At 70.8% G+C, this 18,012-nt stretch carries 17 protein-coding genes; 7 read left to right on the top strand and 10 right to left on the bottom strand.

What is annotated here, in order from left to right; genetic code table 11:
- Positions 1-225 precede the first annotated feature (225 nt).
- The 5 genes from ACIBAG_RS19765 to ACIBAG_RS19745 form a co-directional block, all read right to left on the bottom strand.
- Positions 226-2,403 (bottom strand): 3-hydroxyacyl-CoA dehydrogenase NAD-binding domain-containing protein, encoded by a 2,178-nt coding sequence (locus tag ACIBAG_RS19765; protein WP_399106754.1) that lies wholly within the window; start codon positions 2,401-2,403, stop codon positions 226-228.
- 43 nt (positions 2,404-2,446) lie between these two features.
- Positions 2,447-3,661, bottom strand: coding sequence for an acetyl-CoA C-acetyltransferase (locus ACIBAG_RS19760; protein ID WP_399106752.1), 1,215 nt, complete (start codon positions 3,659-3,661; stop codon positions 2,447-2,449).
- A gap of 61 nt (positions 3,662-3,722) precedes the next feature.
- Positions 3,723-4,865, bottom strand: coding sequence for an acyl-CoA dehydrogenase family protein (locus tag ACIBAG_RS19755; protein ID WP_399106750.1), 1,143 nt, complete (start codon positions 4,863-4,865; stop codon positions 3,723-3,725).
- Positions 4,862-6,010 carry a CaiB/BaiF CoA transferase family protein gene (locus tag ACIBAG_RS19750; RefSeq protein ID WP_399106748.1) on the bottom strand — a complete coding sequence of 383 codons (1,149 nt, stop codon included), beginning with the start codon at positions 6,008-6,010 and terminating at the stop codon, positions 4,862-4,864. The genes ACIBAG_RS19755 and ACIBAG_RS19750 overlap by 4 nt, the downstream gene beginning before the upstream one ends.
- 130 nt (positions 6,011-6,140) lie before the next feature.
- Entirely contained in the window at positions 6,141-6,521 is a 381-nt protein-coding gene (locus ACIBAG_RS19745) for an MmcQ/YjbR family DNA-binding protein (protein WP_399106746.1), read from the bottom strand.
- A gap of 91 nt (positions 6,522-6,612) precedes the next feature.
- Between ACIBAG_RS19745 and ACIBAG_RS19740 the strand changes: the two genes are divergently transcribed.
- Positions 6,613-7,791, top strand: coding sequence for a saccharopine dehydrogenase family protein (locus ACIBAG_RS19740; protein WP_399106744.1), 1,179 nt, complete (start codon positions 6,613-6,615; stop codon positions 7,789-7,791).
- A gap of 7 nt (positions 7,792-7,798) precedes the next feature.
- Here the strand turns inward: ACIBAG_RS19740 and mmpA are convergent, their stop codons facing one another.
- The 3 genes from mmpA to ACIBAG_RS19725 form a co-directional block, all read right to left on the bottom strand.
- Entirely contained in the window at positions 7,799-7,945 is a 147-nt protein-coding gene (gene mmpA / locus ACIBAG_RS19735; protein ID WP_399106742.1) for a morphogenic membrane protein MmpA, read from the bottom strand.
- Between the two features lie 61 nt (positions 7,946-8,006).
- Positions 8,007-8,384, bottom strand: coding sequence for a hypothetical protein (locus tag ACIBAG_RS19730; protein WP_399106740.1), 378 nt, complete (start codon positions 8,382-8,384; stop codon positions 8,007-8,009).
- Between the two features lie 44 nt (positions 8,385-8,428).
- Positions 8,429-9,166, bottom strand: coding sequence for an endonuclease V (locus tag ACIBAG_RS19725; protein WP_399106739.1), 738 nt, complete (start codon positions 9,164-9,166; stop codon positions 8,429-8,431).
- A gap of 62 nt (positions 9,167-9,228) precedes the next feature.
- Between ACIBAG_RS19725 and ACIBAG_RS19720 the strand changes: the two genes are divergently transcribed.
- Positions 9,229-9,525, top strand: a complete 297-nt coding sequence (locus tag ACIBAG_RS19720; protein ID WP_399106737.1) for a YciI family protein — start codon at positions 9,229-9,231, stop codon at positions 9,523-9,525.
- A 3-nt stretch (positions 9,526-9,528) separates the two neighbouring features.
- Here ACIBAG_RS19720 and ACIBAG_RS19715 read toward each other — a convergent pair whose 3' ends face one another.
- The gene (locus ACIBAG_RS19715) at positions 9,529-9,852 is read right to left on the bottom strand and encodes a plasmid stabilization protein (protein WP_399106735.1); all 324 of its coding nucleotides are present in this window, start codon (positions 9,850-9,852) and stop codon (positions 9,529-9,531) included.
- Between the two features lie 47 nt (positions 9,853-9,899).
- The gene (locus ACIBAG_RS19710) at positions 9,900-11,003 is read right to left on the bottom strand and encodes a WD40/YVTN/BNR-like repeat-containing protein (RefSeq protein WP_399106733.1); all 1,104 of its coding nucleotides are present in this window, start codon (positions 11,001-11,003) and stop codon (positions 9,900-9,902) included.
- A 253-nt stretch (positions 11,004-11,256) separates the two neighbouring features.
- On the opposite strand from ACIBAG_RS19710, the gene ACIBAG_RS19705 reads away from it, so the two are divergent.
- From ACIBAG_RS19705 to ACIBAG_RS19685, 5 genes are all read left to right on the top strand, one after another.
- Positions 11,257-11,673 carry an SsgA family sporulation/cell division regulator gene (locus ACIBAG_RS19705; protein WP_399106731.1) on the top strand — a complete coding sequence of 139 codons (417 nt, stop codon included), beginning with the start codon at positions 11,257-11,259 and terminating at the stop codon, positions 11,671-11,673.
- Positions 11,674-11,988: 315 nt separating this feature from the next.
- Positions 11,989-13,614 carry an ABC-F family ATP-binding cassette domain-containing protein gene (locus ACIBAG_RS19700; protein WP_399106729.1) on the top strand — a complete coding sequence of 542 codons (1,626 nt, stop codon included), beginning with the start codon at positions 11,989-11,991 and terminating at the stop codon, positions 13,612-13,614.
- A gap of 10 nt (positions 13,615-13,624) precedes the next feature.
- Positions 13,625-15,892, top strand: coding sequence for an ATP-binding cassette domain-containing protein (locus ACIBAG_RS19695; protein WP_399106727.1), 2,268 nt, complete (start codon positions 13,625-13,627; stop codon positions 15,890-15,892).
- Between the two features lie 102 nt (positions 15,893-15,994).
- Complete coding sequence (gene ddaH / locus ACIBAG_RS19690; RefSeq protein WP_399106725.1) at positions 15,995-16,771, top strand: dimethylargininase; 777 nt, start codon at positions 15,995-15,997, stop codon at positions 16,769-16,771.
- Positions 16,772-16,988: 217 nt separating this feature from the next.
- The gene (locus ACIBAG_RS19685; RefSeq protein WP_399106723.1) at positions 16,989-17,966 is read left to right on the top strand and encodes an acyl-ACP desaturase; all 978 of its coding nucleotides are present in this window, start codon (positions 16,989-16,991) and stop codon (positions 17,964-17,966) included.
- The last annotated feature ends 46 nt before the right edge of the window (positions 17,967-18,012 follow it).

The following is an 18,012-nucleotide window of genomic DNA, read 5'->3' as shown; positions in this document are numbered from 1 at the left end:
CCGAGCAGGTGCGCCCACGCCGTCGGCCGTGGAGAGCACGACGCCTCGTGGACGCCGAGGACCTACTCGGAGGCATCGTCGACCTCAGACAGGGCGGCCAGGTAAGGGAGTTCGGTGGTGCTACGCCGGAGGGCCGAGCAAGTCAGCGCTCCGGCGTCCGAGGAGGGGGGGACGCCGGAGGCACAGCCCCCTGGCGGGGGCTAAACCCTCCCCCCTCGCCCGCTGTCACGCGTCCCCGAAGCGCTCCCCCTTCTCCGCCTTCTCCACCAGCAGTGCCGGCGGTGTGAACCGGTCGCCGTAGCGCTCGGCGAGTTCACGCGCGCGTGTCACGAAGCCGGGGAGGCCACCCTCGTAGCCGTTGATGTACTGCAGGACGCCGCCCGTCCACCCGGGGAACCCGATCCCGAAGATCGAGCCGATGTTGGCGTCGGCGACCGAGGTCAGGACGCCCTCCTCCAGGAGCTTGACCGTGTCGAGCGCCTCGGAGAACAGCATGCGTTCCTGCATGTCCCGGAAGGGGATCTCCGCGCCCGGGCGCGTGAAGTGCTCGCGCAGACCCGGCCACAGACCGGCCCGCTTGCCGTCCTCGCCGTACTCGTAGAAGCCCGCGCCCCCGCTGCGGCCGGGACGGTCGAACTCGTCGACCATGCGGTCGATGACGGCCTCGGCGGGGTGCGACGTCCAGGTGCCGCCCGCCTCCTCCACGGCCCGCTTGGACTCGCCCCGGATCTTGCGCGGCAGCGTGAGCGTCAGCTCGTCCATCAGGGAGAGGACCTTGGCGGGGTAGCCCGCCTGCGCCGCCGCCTGTTCGACCGACGCAGGCTCGATGCCCTCGCCGACCATCGCCACGCCCTCGTTGATGAAGTGGCCGATCACCCGGGAGGTGAAGAAGCCGCGCGAGTCGTTCACGACGATCGGCGTCTTGTTGATCTGCCGGACCAGGTCGAAGGCGCGGGCCAGTGCCTCGTCGCCCGTCCGCTCGCCCTTGATGATCTCGACTAGCGGCATCTTGTCGACGGGCGAGAAGAAGTGCAGCCCGATGAAGTCGGCCTGGCGGTCCACACCTTCGGCGAGGGCCGTGATCGGGAGCGTCGAGGTGTTGGAGCACAGCAGCGCGTCCGGCTCGACGATGTTCTGGATCTCCTGGAAGACCTTGTGCTTGAGCTCGGGGTTCTCGAAGACCGCCTCGATGACCGCGTCACAGCCGGCCACGTCCTGCGGGTCGGCGGTCGGCGTGATGCGCGCCAGCAGCGCGTCGGCCTTCTCCTGCGTCGTACGGCCCCGGGAGACCGCCTTCGCGCACAGCTTCTCGGAGTACCCCTTGCCCTTCAGCGCCGCCTCCAGCGAGACGTCCTTGAGGACGACCTCGATGCCCGCTCGGGCGCACGAGTAGGCGATGCCCGCGCCCATCATGCCGGCGCCCAGCACGGCGACCTTGCGGACCTTTCGCGGCTCGATGCCCTTGGGCCGGTTGGCGCCCGAGTTGACGGCCTGGAGGTCGAAGAAGAACGCCTGGATCATGTTCTTGGACGTCTGGCCCGCCGCCAGCTCCACGAAGTAACGCGCCTCGATGACCTGTGCCGTCTCGAAGTCGACCTGGGAGCCTTCCACCGCCGCCGCGAGGATGTTGCGCGGCGCCGGGTAGGGCGCGCCGTTGGTCTGCTTGCGCAGGTTGGCCGGGAACGCGGGCAGGTTCGCCGCGAACTTCGGGTTGGCGGGGGTGCCGCCGGGGATCCGGTAGCCCGGCTTGTCCCAGGGCTGCTGCGACTCGGGGTTGGCCTCGATGAAGGCGCGGGCCTTGGCGAGCAGTTCCTCCTGGGTGGCGGCCACGTCGTCGACCAGGCCGTTCTGCAGGGCGCGCTGTGGGTTGTACTGGGTGCCCTGGAGGAGGACCTTCAGCAGGGCGTCGGCGATGCCGAGCAGGCGGACGGTGCGGACCACGCCGCCCCCGCCGGGGAGCAGGCCGAGTGTGACCTCGGGGCAGCCGATCTTGGAGCCGGGCGCGTCGAGGGCGATGCGGTGGTGGCAGGCGAGCGCGATCTCGTAGCCGCCGCCCAGGGCCGCGCCGTTCATCGCCGCGACGACCGGCTTGCCGAGGGTCTCGATGCGGCGCAGGTCGCGTTTGATGGCCATGCCGCCGTCGAACAGCTCCTGCGCGGTCTCGGGCGTGACCCGGATCAGGTCGCGCAGGTCGCCGCCCGCGAAGAAGGTCTTCTTGGCGGAGGTGATGATGACGCCGCGGATGGTGTCCTTCTCGGCCTCCAGGCGGTCGGTGATCACGGCGAGGGAGTCGCGGAACGCCTGGTTCATGGTGTTCGCGGACTGGTTGGGGTCGTCGAGGACGAGCGTGACGATGCCCTCGCGGTCCTGTTCCCAGCGGATGGTCGTGGACTGAGTGCTCATGAGGAAGTGCTCCGTGTGATCCGTCGTATCCGTCGGGAGGGGGTCAGCTGCGCTCGACGATGGTGGCGATGCCCATGCCGCCGCCCACGCACAGCGTGGCGAGGCCGTACCGCTTGTCCTGGCGCTCCAGTTCGTCGACGAGCGAGCCGAGGATCATCGCGCCGGTCGCGCCGAGGGGGTGGCCGAGGGCGATCGCGCCGCCGTTGACGTTGACCTTGTCCAGGGACAGGCCCATGTCCTTCACGAAGCGCAGGACCACCGCCGCGAACGCCTCGTTGATCTCGACCAGGTCGATGTCGTCGATGGTCAGCCCGGCCTTGGCGAGCGCCTTGCGGGTGGCGGGCGCGGGGCCGGTGAGCATGATGGTGGGCTCCGAGCCGGAGACGGCGGCGGAGACGATGCGGGCGCGGGGCGTGAGGCCGTAGCGCTCGCCGACCTCGCGCGAGCCGATCGCCACCAGTGAGGCGCCGTCCACGATGCCCGACGAGTTGCCCGCGTGGTGGACGTGGTCGATCTTCTCGACCCAGTGGTACTTCTGCAGCGCGACCGCGTCGAAGCCGCCCAGGTCGCCGATGTCCGCGAAGGACGGCTTCAGCTTGGCGAGCGAGTCGGCGGTGGTGCCCGGGCGCATGTGCTCGTCGTGGTCGAGGACGACCAGGCCGCTGCGGTCCTTGACCGGGACGACGGAGCGGTCGAAGCGGCCCTCCTTCCAGGCCGTCGCCGCCCGCTCCTGGGAGAGCGCCGCGTACTCGTCGACGTCCCGGCGCGAGAAGCCCTCGATGGTGGCGATGAGGTCGGCGCCGATGCCCTGCGGCACGAAGTTGACCGCGAGGTTGGTCATCGGGTCGTTGAACCAGGCACCGCCGTCCGAGGCCATCGGCACCCGGGACATGGACTCCACGCCACCCGCGAGGACGAGATCCTCGAAGCCCGAACGGACCTTGGCGGCGGCCATGTTCACGGCCTCCAGACCGGAGGCACAGAAGCGGTTCTCCTGCACGCCCGCCACCGTGTCCGGCAGCCCGGCGGCGATGGCGGCGATGCGCGCGATGTCGGAGCCCTGGTCTCCGACCGGGCCGACGACGCCCAGCACGATGTCGTCGACGGCGGCCGGGTCGAGGTTCGGGAAGCGGTCGCGGATCTCGTGGATGAGGCCGACGACCAGGTCGATGGGCTTGGTGCCGTGCAGGGCGCCGTTCGCCTTGCCGCGGCCCCGCGGGGTGCGGATCGCGTCGTACACGTACGCTTCGGTGCTCACTGGGAGGCCTTTCGGGGTGAGGGTCGGCCCGGCGACAGGGCATGGGCCGGGCGGGAGGGCGTCAGCCGAGCAGGGAACGGCCGATGATCTCCTTCATGATCTCGGTCGTTCCGCCGTAGATGGTCTGGATACGGCCGTCGGTGAAGGCACGGGCGACCGGGAATTCGCTCATGTAGCCGTAGCCGCCGTGCAGTTGCAGGCAGCGGTCGGCCACCCGCTTCTGCAGCTCGGTCGCCCACCACTTGGCCATCGAGGCGTGGACGGCGTCGAGCTCCCCGTTCGAGTGGTCCTCGACGCAGCGGTCGAGGAACGTGCGGGTGACGGCGCACTCGGTGGCCATCTCGGCTATCTCGAACCGGATGTGTTGCTTGGTGGCGAGCGGCCGCCCGAAGGCCTCGCGCTCCTTGACGTACTCGGTGGTGATCTCGAGCAGGTGTTCGGCGGCGGCGATCGCGGAGACCGCGATGCTCAGGCGCTCCTGGGCGAGGTTCGTCATCAGGTGGACGAAGGCGCCGTCGAGCTCGCCGAGGAGGTTCTCCTTGGGCACGCGTACGTCGTGGAAGAACAGCTCGGCCGTGTCCTGGGCCTTCTGGCCGATCTTGTCGAGGTTGCGGCCGCGCTCGAAGCCGTCCATGCCGCGCTCGACGACGAGAAGGGACAGTCCGTGCGCGCCGCCCTCGGGGGTGGTCTTGGCGACGACGATCACCAGGTCGGCGAGGATGCCGTTGGAGATGAACGTCTTGGAGCCGTTGAGCACCCAGTGGTCGCCGCGGTCCTCGGCGTGGGTGCGGATGCCCTGGAGGTCGGAGCCGGCGCCGGGCTCGGTCATGGCGATCGCCGTGATCAGGGTGCCGTCGCAGAAGCCGGGCAGCCAGCGGCGCTTCTGCTCGTCGGTGGCGAGCGAGGTGAGGTACGGCCCGATGATGTCGTTGTGGAGGCCGAGGGCGAGTCCGGGTGCGCCCGCGCGCGTGAACTCCTCGGCGAGGACCGCGCTGTAGCGGAAGTCCGGGGTGCCGCCGCCTCCGTACTCCTCGGGCACGGCGAACCCGAGCAGGCCCTGCTTGCCGGCCGCGCGCCAGGCGTCACGGGAGACGATGCCGTCCTTCTCCCACTGCTCGTAGTACGGCAGCACCTCCCTGGCCAGGAAGCTGCGCACGGTCTCGCGGAACGCGTCGTGCTCGGGGGCGAAGATCTGCCGTTTCATGCGAGGCCCTCCGGGGCTTCCTGGTTCTTCATCAGATCGGGTACGCCCCAGTCACGGGCCACCTCCGCCGTGTCGGCGCCCGGTTGTGCGGGGCCGGTGCGCACGGCGGTGGGGGTGGCGGAGAAGCGGGGCGCGGGCGCGGGCTGGGTGATGCCGCCGTGGTCGGTGAAGGTGCCGCGGGCGGCGAGGTGCGGGTGCCGCGGGGCCTCGCGCAGGGACAGCACGGGGGCCACGCACGCGTCGGAGCCCTCGAAGACGGCCGTCCACTCGTCCCTGGTGCGGGACTTGAAGCGGGCCGCCACCGCCTCGCGCAGCCCGCTCCAGCGGGTCCAGTCCTTGCGGGCGGAGGCGAATTCCTCGATGCCGAGCAGTTCCAGGAACTCCGCGTAGAACTGCGGCTCCAGCGCGCCGACCGCCATGTACTTGCCGTCGGCCGTCTCATAGGTGCCGTAGTACGGGCAGCCGCCGTCCAGCAGGTTGGCGCCGCGCCGGTCCTGCCAGCCGCCGGCGGCGAGCATGCCGTGGATCATCGCGGCGAGGTGGGAGGTGCCGTCGACGATGGCGGCGTCGACGACCTGGCCGGTGCCCGTCGCGCGGGCGTGGTGGAGGGCGGCGAGGACGCCGACGACGAGGTAGAGGGAGCCGCCCGCGTAGTCGCCGACCAGGTTGGCGGGGACGGCCGGCGGCTCGCCGGGGCCGCCGATCATGCCGAGGGTGCCGGTGAGCGCGATGTACGCGATGTCGTGGCCGGCGCGGGGGGCGAGTGGCCCGTCCTGGCCCCAGCCGGTCATCCGGCCGTAGACCAGCCGGGGGTTGCGGGCGTGGCAGGCCTCGGGTCCGACACCGAGGCGCTCGGCGACGCCGGGGCGGTAGCCCTCGACGATGATGTCGGCGCGGGCCGCGAGGTCGAGGACGCGGGCCGCGCCGTCCGGAGACTTCAGGTCGATGATCACCGAGCGTTTGTTGCGGTTGGTGATGTCGTACTCGGTGTCGATGGCGAGTCCGGTGCCGCCGGGCCGGTCCACGCGGACGACGTCGGCCCCCAGGTCGGCGAGGAGCATGGCCGCGAAGGGGCCGGGCCCGATACCGGCCAGCTCGACCACGCGCACGCCGGAAAGCGGGCCCTGTCCTGGCGTCGTCGCCATCCTGCCCCCAGGGGTGTGACACAACTGCTGTAACACCGGTGATGCTAAGAAGATGCCTCACCGGACACAAGAGCAAGCGCTTAGGAAGTTACCCGCCGGAAGCCCGGCCGCGAACCCGCCCCGGCGCGATTCAGCGCCCGTCGAGCTCCGCTGTCAGCCGTTTCGGCGCGATGGTGCGGTAGCTCTCCTCCACCCAGTCGCAGAGCAGCTCCGCCGCCGGAGCGCCCTTCTGTTCCAGCGGGATGCTGACCCAGCCCGACTTGCCCAGGCCGTATCCCGCGGGCTCGGCGCCCGGGCAGGTCAGGGCGTGCGCGTGGGCCGCCTCGTCCTTGAGCTTCACTGTTATGCCGAGGGGATAGCTACCGTCGTCGGTGCCGAGGAAGACGAACACCTTCTTGTCGACCTTCGCGACCGTCTCGCCCCACGGGAACTCCTCGGCGGCCCCCGGCAGCCCGAGCGCGAACTCGCGCACTTTCTCCCACTTCTTCAGGGCATTCCTGGGCACCGCCACCGCATACCTCCGGGCTCGTCGTCGGGCTCCGCACACCTCACGCTAGCCTCGGCCACCGACAACGGCGCGTGGTGCGGAACCGAGGGGTGTCATGAGCAGGCCGAGCAGGACGGACCGTCCGTACGACATCGTGCTCTTCGGAGCGACGGGCTTCGTCGGGACGCTCACCGCGGAGTACCTTGCCGCGCATGCGCCCGAGGGGCTGCGCTGGGCGATCGCCGGCCGCAGCGGGCAGAAGCTGGAACGGCTGCGCGAGTCGCTGCCGGGTGGTGAGGGCATCGGAGTGCTGGAGGCCGACGTCGCCGATCCGGCCTCGATGCGCCGACTCGCCGAGCACGCGCGCGTGGTGGCCACGACGGTGGGCCCCTACGTGACGTACGGCGGGGACCTGGTCGCCGCCTGCGCGGACACCGGCGCCGACTATCTGGACCTGTCCGGTGAGCCGGAGTTCGTGGACCGGACGTACGTCCTGCACGACGCACGCGCGCGCGAGACGGGCGCGCGGATGGTCCACGCCTGCGGCTTCGACTCCGTCCCGCACGACCTGGGCGCGTACTTCACCGTCCAGCAGTTGCCGGAGGGAGTGCCGCTCACGGTGGACGGGTTCGTGACCGCCGACGCCACCTTCTCGGGCGGCACGTTCGCCTCGGCGCTCAACCAGTTCTCACGCGGGCGCCAGATGCTGGCCGCCGCGCGTGACCGGGCCCGGCACGAGCCGCGCCTGATGGGACGCCGGGCCCTGGCACCCACGGGCACGCCCCGGTTCGCCAAGGAGGTCGGTGCCTGGGCGGTGCCGCTGCCGACCATCGACCCGCAGATCGTCAAGCGCTCCGCACGCTCCCTCGAGCGCTACGGCCCCGACTTCCGCTACCGCCACTACGCCGCCGTACGGCATCTGCCCGTGGCGGTCGGCGGGGTCGCGGGGATGGGGGCGCTCTTCACGGCCGCCCAACTGCCGCCCGTCCGCCGCTGGTTGTCCGACCGGCTCAAGCCCGGCGAGGGGCCGGGCCCCGAGAAGCGTGCGAAGAGCTGGTTCTCGGTCCGCTTCGTCGGCGAGGGCGGCGGCCGACGCGTGTTCACCGAGGTCGCGGGCGGTGACCCCGGCTACGGCGAGACGGCGAAGATGTTCGCGGAGTCGGCCCTGTCCCTGACCTTCGACGAACTGCCTCCGACAGCCGGGCAGGTCACGACGGCGGTGGCGATGGGGGACGCGCTGATCGAGCGGCTGCGGCGGGCGGGGATCACCTTCCGCGTGGCCGCGACCCGCTGAACCGGTCCTACTCGGTCCACCCCGCCACGGTGAAGATCATCCCACCGATCCAGGCGAGCCCGGCCAGCACGGCGAGAACAAGCGCGGCGGTCACGGCACGCTCGACGGGGCGGTCGGGATCGGCAAGGGGCTTCGGGGCGCGGTGCGTCGTCATGGGTCACAGCCTGCCGATCGCCGCAGGGGGCGACATCCGTACAGGTACTCAGACGACGTACTCAGTCGGCGTCGTGGGTCGTCGGCCAGTCCCCCAGCGCCTGCGCGATCCGGTCCCGTACGGACGGATCGGTCGCCGACGTGGCGAGGTGGACGGCGAGGGGGCCGATCTGCCAGCCCGCGTGATGGTCGAAGAAGGGATAGGGCCCTGCCTCGTTGTGGGCGACCTTGCCCACCAGCTCCGCGAGACGGACCAGCAGCCGCTGCTGCTCCGTCGGGTGCTCCCAGGCATCGAGCCCTCGGCTGCGGACCAGCTCGAACACGTCCCTGCCCCGACTCCACTGATCTCGGTCGCCCGCCAGTTCCACCGCGGCGTCGATCTCCGGGGTCCGGCCCAGGCCGTCCGCTGCCGCAGCGAGCACCCGTCCCGCCCAGGTCACGGGCAGGGGCTGGCGCTCGAACAGGGACCGTCCCCAGGACCGAGTCAGGACCGAGTGGTGTCCGCCGCCGCTCGGGCGGCCAGTTCCGGCCTCGGACCAGTCGCCTCCTTCAACGCCTGCCGGCACAGCGCGTCCGCCCTGCGAGTCGTCTCCGGCAGCCGGTACTGGGGGCTCAGCGCGAGGGTGTGGGCGCAGGCGTTGGCCAGGGTCACCCGGTGACCGGCCGACACGAAGACCGGCTTGACGGCTTCGCGGGTGCGCAGGGCGCGGCCGACCTCCTCGTCCCCGGACATGAGCGGCGTGGACGAGCCACGGGCGGCGGCGGGGTCGTCGTAGGTGAAGGTGAAGGGGTTCTTGGCGACGCCGATCGTGGGCAGGCCGGTGAGGACGCCGAGATGGCTGGCGAGGCCGAAGCGGCGGGGGTGGGCGAGGCCGTAGCCGTCGCAGACGATCAGGCCGGGCGGGCAGGGCAGGGCGTCGAGGGCGGCCAGCACGGTGGGGATCTCGCGGAACGCGAGCAAGCCGGGGATGTACGCGAAGGAGATCCGGCCAACCGCCGTGGCCTGCGCGACAACGTCCAGGGTCGCCGCGTCGAGGACGACCGCCGCGGCCGCGACGACGTCCCGCTCGTCGTCGTAGGCCACGTCCACGCCGGTCACGTGCCCGGCTCCCGGCGGTGGCCCCGGCTCGTCGAGCACCACCCGCTCGCGCAGTTCGTCCTGGACGGCGCGGGCCTCTTCCTCGGTCGCGGGCCAGCCCGCGGGAATGCGTACGGTCGTCATGGTGGGCACGAGCGTACGGGGACGGGGCCGACCGCCGTGGGGCCAGGGGTACGCTCGCGATCGTGTTCGTACTGGAGTTGACCTACACCGCACCGATCGAGGACGTCGACGCCGTGCTGGAGGCGCATGTGGCGTGGCTCGACGAGCAGTACGCGAAGGGAATGTTCCTCGCGTCCGGGCGCAAGAACCCCCGCGACGGCGGGGTGATCCTCGCCGTCGCGGAGGACCGGGCCCGGATCGAGGAGGTCGCCGCGACCGATCCGTTCGTCGGCGCCGGTGTCTGCGCCTACCGCATCACCGAGTTCGTCGCCACGAAGACGGCGCCGGCGCTGGAGCGCTACCGCGAGCCGCTCGGCTGAACCTCACTTGCCCAACGCCTGCTTGAGCTGGCTCTTGTTCATGTCCGAACGCCCGTGGATGTTGCGCTTCTTGGCCTCCTCGTACAGCTGGTCGTAGGTGGGGCCCTGGGAACCCTTGCCGGACCGCTGGCCGCCGCGCTGACCGGACGACTTGTCCTGGGTGGACGTGCGGCTGGCGGACTTCGACTCGCCGGACCGGGCGCGCTCCTTGTTCACCGTCCGCGCCGCGATCTCCTTGGCGCGCGAGGTGCTCTCGCCCCGGTCCTGGGCGCTCTTCTTGATGTGCTCGTACTGGCGTTCCCGCTTCGAGCTCGAACCGGCTGGCATGTGAGTCACTCCTCTCGCAGTCGGCGTCCGAGTACCCACATTCCGGTTCAACCCTCCAGCCGGGCGACCCGGCCCTTCTCCCCCGCCGCCCAGCAGCCCAGGTCCGGCGCGCAGTCCACGGTGTCGTACGAGCCGGTGTCGACGGTCCGCCAGGTCCGGCCGGCGTCGGTGGTGAGGTCGGTGCCGGTGGGGCCGACCGCGAGCGCGGCGGTGCGGCTGTGCGGAAGCCAGGCGACGCCGGAGCGGTAGGCGTTCACCGGCGTCGCGGCGGGCTGCCAGGTGACGCCCCCGTCGCCGGTACGGGCGGCAGCACGCGGCGAGGCCTGGTCGGGTCGGTAGTCGCCGCCGACCGCGAGTCCGTGGGTGCGGTCGCGGAAGGCGAGGGCGAACACACCGCGGGCCGGGTCGCCCGCCGGGATCGGCGTGTCGGTGGCCGTCCAGGTCAGTCCTCGGTCGGCGGAGTGCAGCACACGCGCGCGTGCGGCCCCTCCGGTGGCCAGCCAGACGTCCTTCGGCCCGGAGCCGACCAGGCACTGCCCGCTCGCCGCGAAGCCGGCCTCGCCCTCCTGCGCGGCGGGCATCCCGTCGCCGGGCAGCACGTGCCAGGAACGGCCGCCGTCGCTGGTCGACAGGATGCGGAACCGGCCGTCGACCGGGTCGCTCATCGCCAGGCCGTGGCGGCGGTCGAGGAAGGTCATGCAGTCGTAGAAGGCCCGCGCGTCGGTGTTGCGGAAGGCCTCGGTCCAGGTCGCGCCGCCGTCGTCGGTGCGGTACACCCGGGACGCCTCGCCCTCCCCGATGGCCAGCACCACGGCACGCCGCGAGTCGAAGGCCTCGACGTCCCGGAACTGCAGCTCGGCGGCGCCGGGCGGCGAGACGTTCCGCCAGGTCGCGCCGCCGTCGGTGGTCCGCAGCACGGTACCGGCGGTACCGGCCAGCCAGGCGGTGTTCCGGCTGACCGCGGACAGTCCCCGGAACCGCACCTCGGGCGTCCCGCTGTCCTTCAGTTCCCAGTGCGGCGCCCGGCGTTGCGGCTCGTGCGCCTGCGCGGGTACGGCCGTCAGCGCGGCGAGCGCCGCCCCGCATGCCGCCCCCGCGACCACTGTCCGAAAACCGATCCCCAACCGTCGCGTGCTCCCCGAACGCCTCATGGCGGGCGAAGCTAGCCCACCGCCACGGCGGCGTCCAGATGGCCATGACAACCACACGTGATCACAGGAGATCGCAGGAGAGCACACGCGACTTTCCCGTCACGGAAGGGCGAACACCGCACTCCCGTGCATGACGACGGTGACAGAGGTCACTCGACATTCGTGTGCACGGATTGGCTGATTCCGTCGTCTCTACCAGTGCCCGGTCTCGTCCGCCCAGATCTTCGTCCAGTCGTCACAAGGGAGCAAGGCGTTGTCCACCGTCATCGAGCAGCCCGTTGAGGCCCGCCTCGTCGCAGCCGCGCCGCGGATGCCGAGCATTCCCGCGACCCTTCACTACGACCGACGCGACCCGTTCGCCGTCCGTATGACCTTCCCGGCCCCGGCCACCCTGGAGGGCGTGGAGGTGTGCTGGACCTTCAGCCGCGAGCTGCTCCTGGCCGGCCTGGAGGGGCCCGAGGGCCAGGGCGACGTCCGGGTGCGGCCGTACGGATTCGACCGCACCGTCCTGGAGTTCCACGCCCCCGAGGGCACCGCGGTCGTGCACATCCGCACGGGCGAGGTGCGCCGCTTCCTGCAGTCCACCAGCGAGCTGGTGCCCCTCGGCCTGGAGCACCTCCAGCTCGACCTGGACCGCGACCTCGCGGAGCTCATGCGGGACGCCTGCTGAGGCGGAACGCCTGCCGAGGCGTCCCGCCCACCCCACCGGGCCGGGGCCCCACTTAATTACGTTGACACCGTCCTGGCCCGCTCCTACGGTGTACAGCGTCCTGTTGCCGTCGATTGGAGAAGGACGTTGCTCGTCTGAGGTCCTGAGACACCGCGTCACACCTGAGGTGTGTGCGCAGCGTGCGACCTCGGCGTTCGAGCCGTCCTCACGGAACAGGGCTTTTCTCATGCCCAGGGCTTCTCATCGCCCGTTGGTCGCCGGTGTCTCGATACGCGTTTGCCCCTGATCATTTCGAGCAACCGCGAAGGCGCCCTTATGCCTACTTCCGTCAGCTGTACCTCCCTGTCCTTCACCTGGCCCGACGGCACCTCCGTCTTCGAGGGCCTCGACGTGGCGTTCGGCCCCGGCAGGACCGGGCTCGTCGGCGTCAACGGGTCAGGAAAATCAACCCTGTTGAAGCTCATCGCCGGTGAGCTGACCCCGGCCGACGGCAACGCGCGCGTCGCGGGCGAGGTCGGCTACCTCCCGCAGAACGTCACCCTCGACACCACTTTGAAGGTCGACGAGGCGCTCGGCATCGCCGCCAAGCGCTCCGCGCTGCACGCCATCGAGGCGGGCGACGTGGCCGAGGAGCACTTCGAGGCCATCGGCGACGACTGGGACGTGGAGGAGCGCGCGCTCGCCACCCTCGGCGAACTCGGGCTGGGCCACGTCGAGTTGGACCGCACGATCGGCGAGGTGTCGGGTGGCGAGTCGGTGCTGCTGCGGCTGGCCGCGCTGCTGCTGCGCCGCCCGGACGTCCTGCTGCTCGACGAGCCCACCAACAACCTCGACCTGTACGCCCGCAGGCGGCTGTACGCGGCCGTCGAGTCCTGGCCGGGGGTGATGATGGTGGTCAGCCACGACCGCGAACTCCTCGACCTCGTCGACCAGATCGCCGATCTGCGCTCCGGGGAGATCACCTGGTACGGCGGCAACTACTCGGCGTACGAGCAGGCGCTGGCCGTCGAGCAGGAGGCGGCCGAGCGCATGGTGCGGGTCGCCGAGTCCGATCTGAAGAAGCAGAAGCGCGAACTCGTCGAGGCCCACTCGAAGTTGGCCAAGCGAACGCGCTACGCCAACAAGATGTACGAGAACAAGCGCGAGCCCAGGGCAGTGATGAAGCTGCGCAAGCGCGCGGCCCAGGTGTCCGCCGGCAAGCACCGGATCATGCACGAGGAGAAGCTCGCCGAGGCCAGGGACCGGCTCGACGAGGCGGTGGAGGCCGTACGGGACGACGACGAGATCCGTGTCGAGCTGCCGTACACCGCCGTACCGCCGGGCCGCGGCGTGCTCACGTTGCGCGATCTGGAGCTGGTGTACGGCGCGCGCGTGACTGGTGGCCTCGATCTGCACGGTCCGCAGCGCATCGCGCTGATCGGGCGCAACGGATCGGGCAAGACGACGCTGCTGCGGACGATCGCCGGAGAGCTGGCACCGGTGGCGGGCGAGGCGACGGCACATGTGCCGCTGCGGTTCCTGCCGCAGCGTCTTGACGTCCTCGACGGCGAGCTGTCGGTCGCCGAGAACGTGGCCCGGTTCGCACCGGACGCCACCAACAACCGGATCCGGGCGCGGCTGGCCCGCTTCCTGTTCCGGGGCGCCCGCGCCGACCAGAAGGCGGCGACGCTGTCCGGCGGCGAACGCTTCCGGGCCGCGCTGGCCGCGCTGATGCTGGCGGAGCCCGCGCCGCAGCTGCTGATGCTGGACGAGCCGACGAACAATCTGGACATGGCGAGCGTACGGCAGCTCACCACGGCCCTGGAGTCGTACGAGGGGGCGCTGATCGTGGCCAGCCACGACCTGCCGTTCCTGGAGTCGATCGGCATCACGCGCTGGCTGATGGTGGAGGAGGGAGAACTCAAGGAAATCACGCCAGAAGCTGTCGGGTTTCCCGCCTAGCTTCGAGGGCATGGCCGCTTTCACACCCGAGTTCATCACCATCACCGGAGCCAGGGAGAACAACCTCAAGGACGTCACCCTCCGCATCCCGAAAGGCCGGCTGACCGTGTTCACCGGCGTTTCGGGATCGGGGAAGTCCTCGATCGTCTTCGACACGATCGCGGTGGAGTCGCAGCGCCAGCTGAACGAGACCTTCACCTGGTTCGTGCGCAACCGGCTGCCCAAGTACGAGCGCCCGCACGCGGAGGAGCTGCAGGACCTCTCCCCCGCGATCGTCGTCGACCAGCGGCCGATCGGGGGCCACTCCCGCTCCACGGTCGGCACGATGACCGACATCCACTCGGTGATCCGCGTGCTGTTCTCCCGGCACGGCACCCCGAGCGCCGGCCCGGCGACCGCGTACTCGTTCAACGACCCCTCGGGCATGTGCCCCGAGTGCGACGGCCTGGGCCGGACGGTACGGCCGGACTGGGACCGCATCCTCGACCCGGACCGCTCGCTCGCCGACGGGGCTGTCCGCTTCCCCCCGTTCGCCGCGGGCACCTGGCAGGGCCAGGCGTACACCAACAGCGCCGACCTCGACCCGCACAAGCCCGTGGGGCGTTTCACGGCCGCCGAGCGGGAGTTCCTGATGCGCGGCCGACCCGGCAGCAAGGTCACCGTGAGCGGTTCGGGCGGCACCTGGACCACCGACTACGAGGGGCTCGCCACCCGCTTCGAGCGGCTGTACCTGAAGCGGGACCTGTCGGCGATGAGCCAGAAGACCCGCGATCTGGTGCGCGAGTTCCTGGTGGACGGCACCTGCCCGGTCTGCGACGGTGCCCGCCTCAACGCGGCGGCGCTCGCGACCCGGATCAACGGCCTCGGCATCGCCGACTGCACGCGCATGCAGGTCACGGAGCTCGTCGCCGTACTGAAGGACATCGACGACCCGGTCGCCGGACCGATCGCCCGGGCCGCCGTCACCGCCCTCGAACGGATCGACGCCATCGGCCTCGGCTACCTCAGCCTCGACCGCGAGACGTCCACGCTCTCCGGCGGCGAGGGGCAGCGCCTGAAGACCGTGCGGCATCTCGGCTCCAGCCTCACCGGAATGACGTACATCTTCGACGAGCCCAGCGTCGGACTGCACCCGCGCGACGTCGGCCGCCTCGGCGAACTGCTGCTGCGGCTGCGCGACAAGGGCAACACCGTGCTGGTCGTCGAGCACGACCCGGACGTCATCGCGCTCGCCGACCATGTCGTCGACATGGGGCCGGGGGCCGGCGTGAACGGCGGGCGGGTGGTGTTCGAGGGGACCCCGGGCGAGCTGGCCGGGGCCGGGACGGTGACCGGGCGGTGTCTGGGCCGTCGTACCGCGGTCAAGGCGGACGTACGGACAGCGAGCGGTGGGCTCTGGGTGAAGGGGGCCGACCGGCACAATCTGCGGGACGTGACGGTCGAGTTCCCGACCGGGGTGCTCACCGTGGTGACCGGGGTCGGCGGGTCCGGAAAGAGCACGCTGGTCAAGGAGTTCACCGCCGCTCACGCCGACGCGGTGGTCGTGGACCAGTCGTCGATCGGCATCTCGGCGCGGTCGACCCCGGCGACGTACCTGGGAGTGATGGACACGGTACGGAAGATCTTCGCGCGCGAGACGGGCTCCGAACCGGGGCTGTTCAGCTTCAACTCCTCGGGCGCGTGCGGCACCTGCGAGGGGCGCGGGATCATCTACACCGACCTCGCCTTCATGGACCCGGTGACCACGACCTGCCACGACTGCGAGGGGCGGCGCTTCAAGGACGAGGTGCTGCGGCTGACCGTCGACGGCAGATCCGTCGCGGACGTGCTGGAGATGACGGCCGAGCAGGCCCTGGAGTTCTTCAAGGACGCGGGCGTACGACGCCGCCTGCGCGCGCTGCGGGACGTGGGGCTGACGTACCTCACGCTCGGGCAGCCCCTCGCCACCCTCTCCGGCGGTGAACGCCAGCGCATCAAGCTGGCGACCCGGCTGCACCGCACGGGAACGGTGTACGTCCTCGACGAACCGACGACCGGACTGCACATGTCGGACGTCGACGGGCTGCTCGGGCTGCTGGACCGGCTGGTCGACGCGGGCAACACCGTGGTGGTCGTCGAGCACAACCTGGACGTGGTGGCGCACGCCGACTGGATCATCGACCTCGGGCCGGAAGGGGGCCGGGACGGGGGGCGGGTGGTCTTCGAGGGAACGCCCAGGGAACTGCTGGAGGCACCGGGCTCCTTCACCTCCGCGTATCTCAGGAGGGCCACAGCCTGACCACGAGGGTTTTGTACGGGCGGGTAACACCTGCATGATGGCGGACCGGTGCCCCATGCATCAGGGGCACCCGAAACCCGCCACCGATCCGGAGATCCCGTCGTGCCCAGCAAGAAGGCCCTCGTCCGCCGCCCGAGTCCGCGCCTCGCCGAGGGGCTGGTGACGCACATCGAGCGGGAGAAGGTCGACGCCGATCTCGCGGTCGAGCAGTGGGAGGGGTACGTCGAGGCCCTGCGGACGCACGGCTGGGAGACCATCGAGGTGGACCCGGCCGACGACTGCCCCGACTCGGTGTTCGTCGAGGACACGGTCGTCATGTACCGCAACGTCGCGCTGATCACCCGGCCCGGTGCCGAGTCCCGGCGCGAGGAGACCATGGGCGTCGAGGAGGCCGTGGCCTCGCTCGGCTGCTCGGTGAACTGGATCTGGGAGCCGGGCACGCTGGACGGCGGCGACGTGCTCAAGGTCGGCGACACGATCTACGTCGGCCGCGGCGGCCGTACCAACGCGGCCGGCGTCCAGCAGTTGCGGGCCGCCTTCGAGCCGCTGGGGGCGCGGGTCGTGGCCGTGCCCGTGAGCAAGGTGCTGCACCTGAAGTCGGCGATCACGGCACTGCCCGACGGAACGATTCTGGGCCGTATCCCGCAGCTGGACGCCCCGTCGCTGTTCCCGCGCTTCCTGCCGGTGCCGGAGGAGTCGGGCGCGCATGTGGTGCTGCTCGGCGGCGAGAAGCTGCTCATGGCCGCGAGCGCGCCGAAGACGGCCGAACTGCTCGCCGACCTCGGCCACGAACCCGTCCTGGTCGACATCAGCGAGTTCGAGAAGCTCGAGGGATGTGTGACATGTCTCTCGGTGCGGATGCGGGAGCTGTACGCCTGACCGACCGACCCCTCGCGCTTTCAGCCCCGGGACCTGCGGCTCCCGGGGCTTTTCGCATGCCGGTCGACTCACGACGGAACCACAGCTGATCAGCGGTCTTTACAGCACTCTTAACCTACGGTTTCGTAACCTACGGCTTCGTAGCCTACGATCCCGTAGGTTCCGGCAACCGCTCGCCGGTCACCCTGTCTGTGTCGTGCGTCCCCCTGGAGTTCCCGTGACGATCACTTCCCCTCACCTCGGCAGCCCGTCCTCCGCCTGGACCGACGCCCGACTGCTGTACGCGCTGGAGGAAGTGGTCGAGCAGGAACTCAACCGGCATATGAAGGTCGCCAAGGACTGGATGCCGCACGAGTACGTGCCGTGGACCGACGGGCGTAACTTCCCCGGTTTCTTCGAGGACGGGGAGGCCTGGGAGAAGGAGCAGTCGAAGGTCACCGAGATCGGCCGGATCGCGCTGGTGGTGAACCTGCTGACCGAGGACAACCTGCCCAGCTACCACCACGAGATCGCCACGCTTTTCGGCCGGGACGGCGCCTGGGGCACCTGGGTGCACCGCTGGACCGCCGAGGAGGGCCGCCACGGCATCGTGATGCGCGACTACCTGCTCACCTCGCGCGCGGTGGACCCGGACAAGCTCGAGCAGTTCCGCATGGCCCACATGAGTGAGGGCTTCGAGTCGGACAACCGGCACTCCATGCTGCACTCGGTGGCCTACGTCGCCTTCCAGGAGCTCGCGACCCGCATCTCGCACCGCAACACCGGCCACCAGTCGGGCGACCCGATCTGCGACCGCATGCTGGCGCGCATCGCGGCCGACGAGAACCTGCACATGATCTTCTACCGGAACCTGCTGAAGGCCGCGTTCGAGATCGCCCCCGACCTCACCATGCAGGCGGTGCGGGACGTGGTGGTCAACTTCCGCATGCCCGGCCACGGCATCCCCGGCTTCGAGCGCGCCGCCGCGCAGATGGCCATCGGCGAGGTCTACAACCTGCGCATCCACCACGACGACGTCCTGCAGCCCGTCCTGCGCTTCCTGAAGATCATGGAGATCGACGGCCTGGGGCCGGAGGGGCAGAAGGCCCAGGAGGAGCTGGGGCTCTTCATGGGCGGGCTGGACGCGGAGGCCCTGAAGTTCGACGAGAAGCTGGCGGCTCGCAAGGCCCGGATGGCGGCCCGGGCCGCGGGCTGACCGGCGGTTCCCCCGGCCGGGTGGTCCGGGGCGCCGCGGGCCGGTG

Origin of the sequence: Streptomyces sp. NPDC051243 (assembly GCF_044455405.1) — a bacterium.
GTDB lineage: Bacteria > Actinomycetota > Actinomycetes > Streptomycetales > Streptomycetaceae > Streptomyces.
Note: the sequence above shows the minus strand (reverse complement) of the source record. Positions and strands in the feature narration are given on the sequence as shown.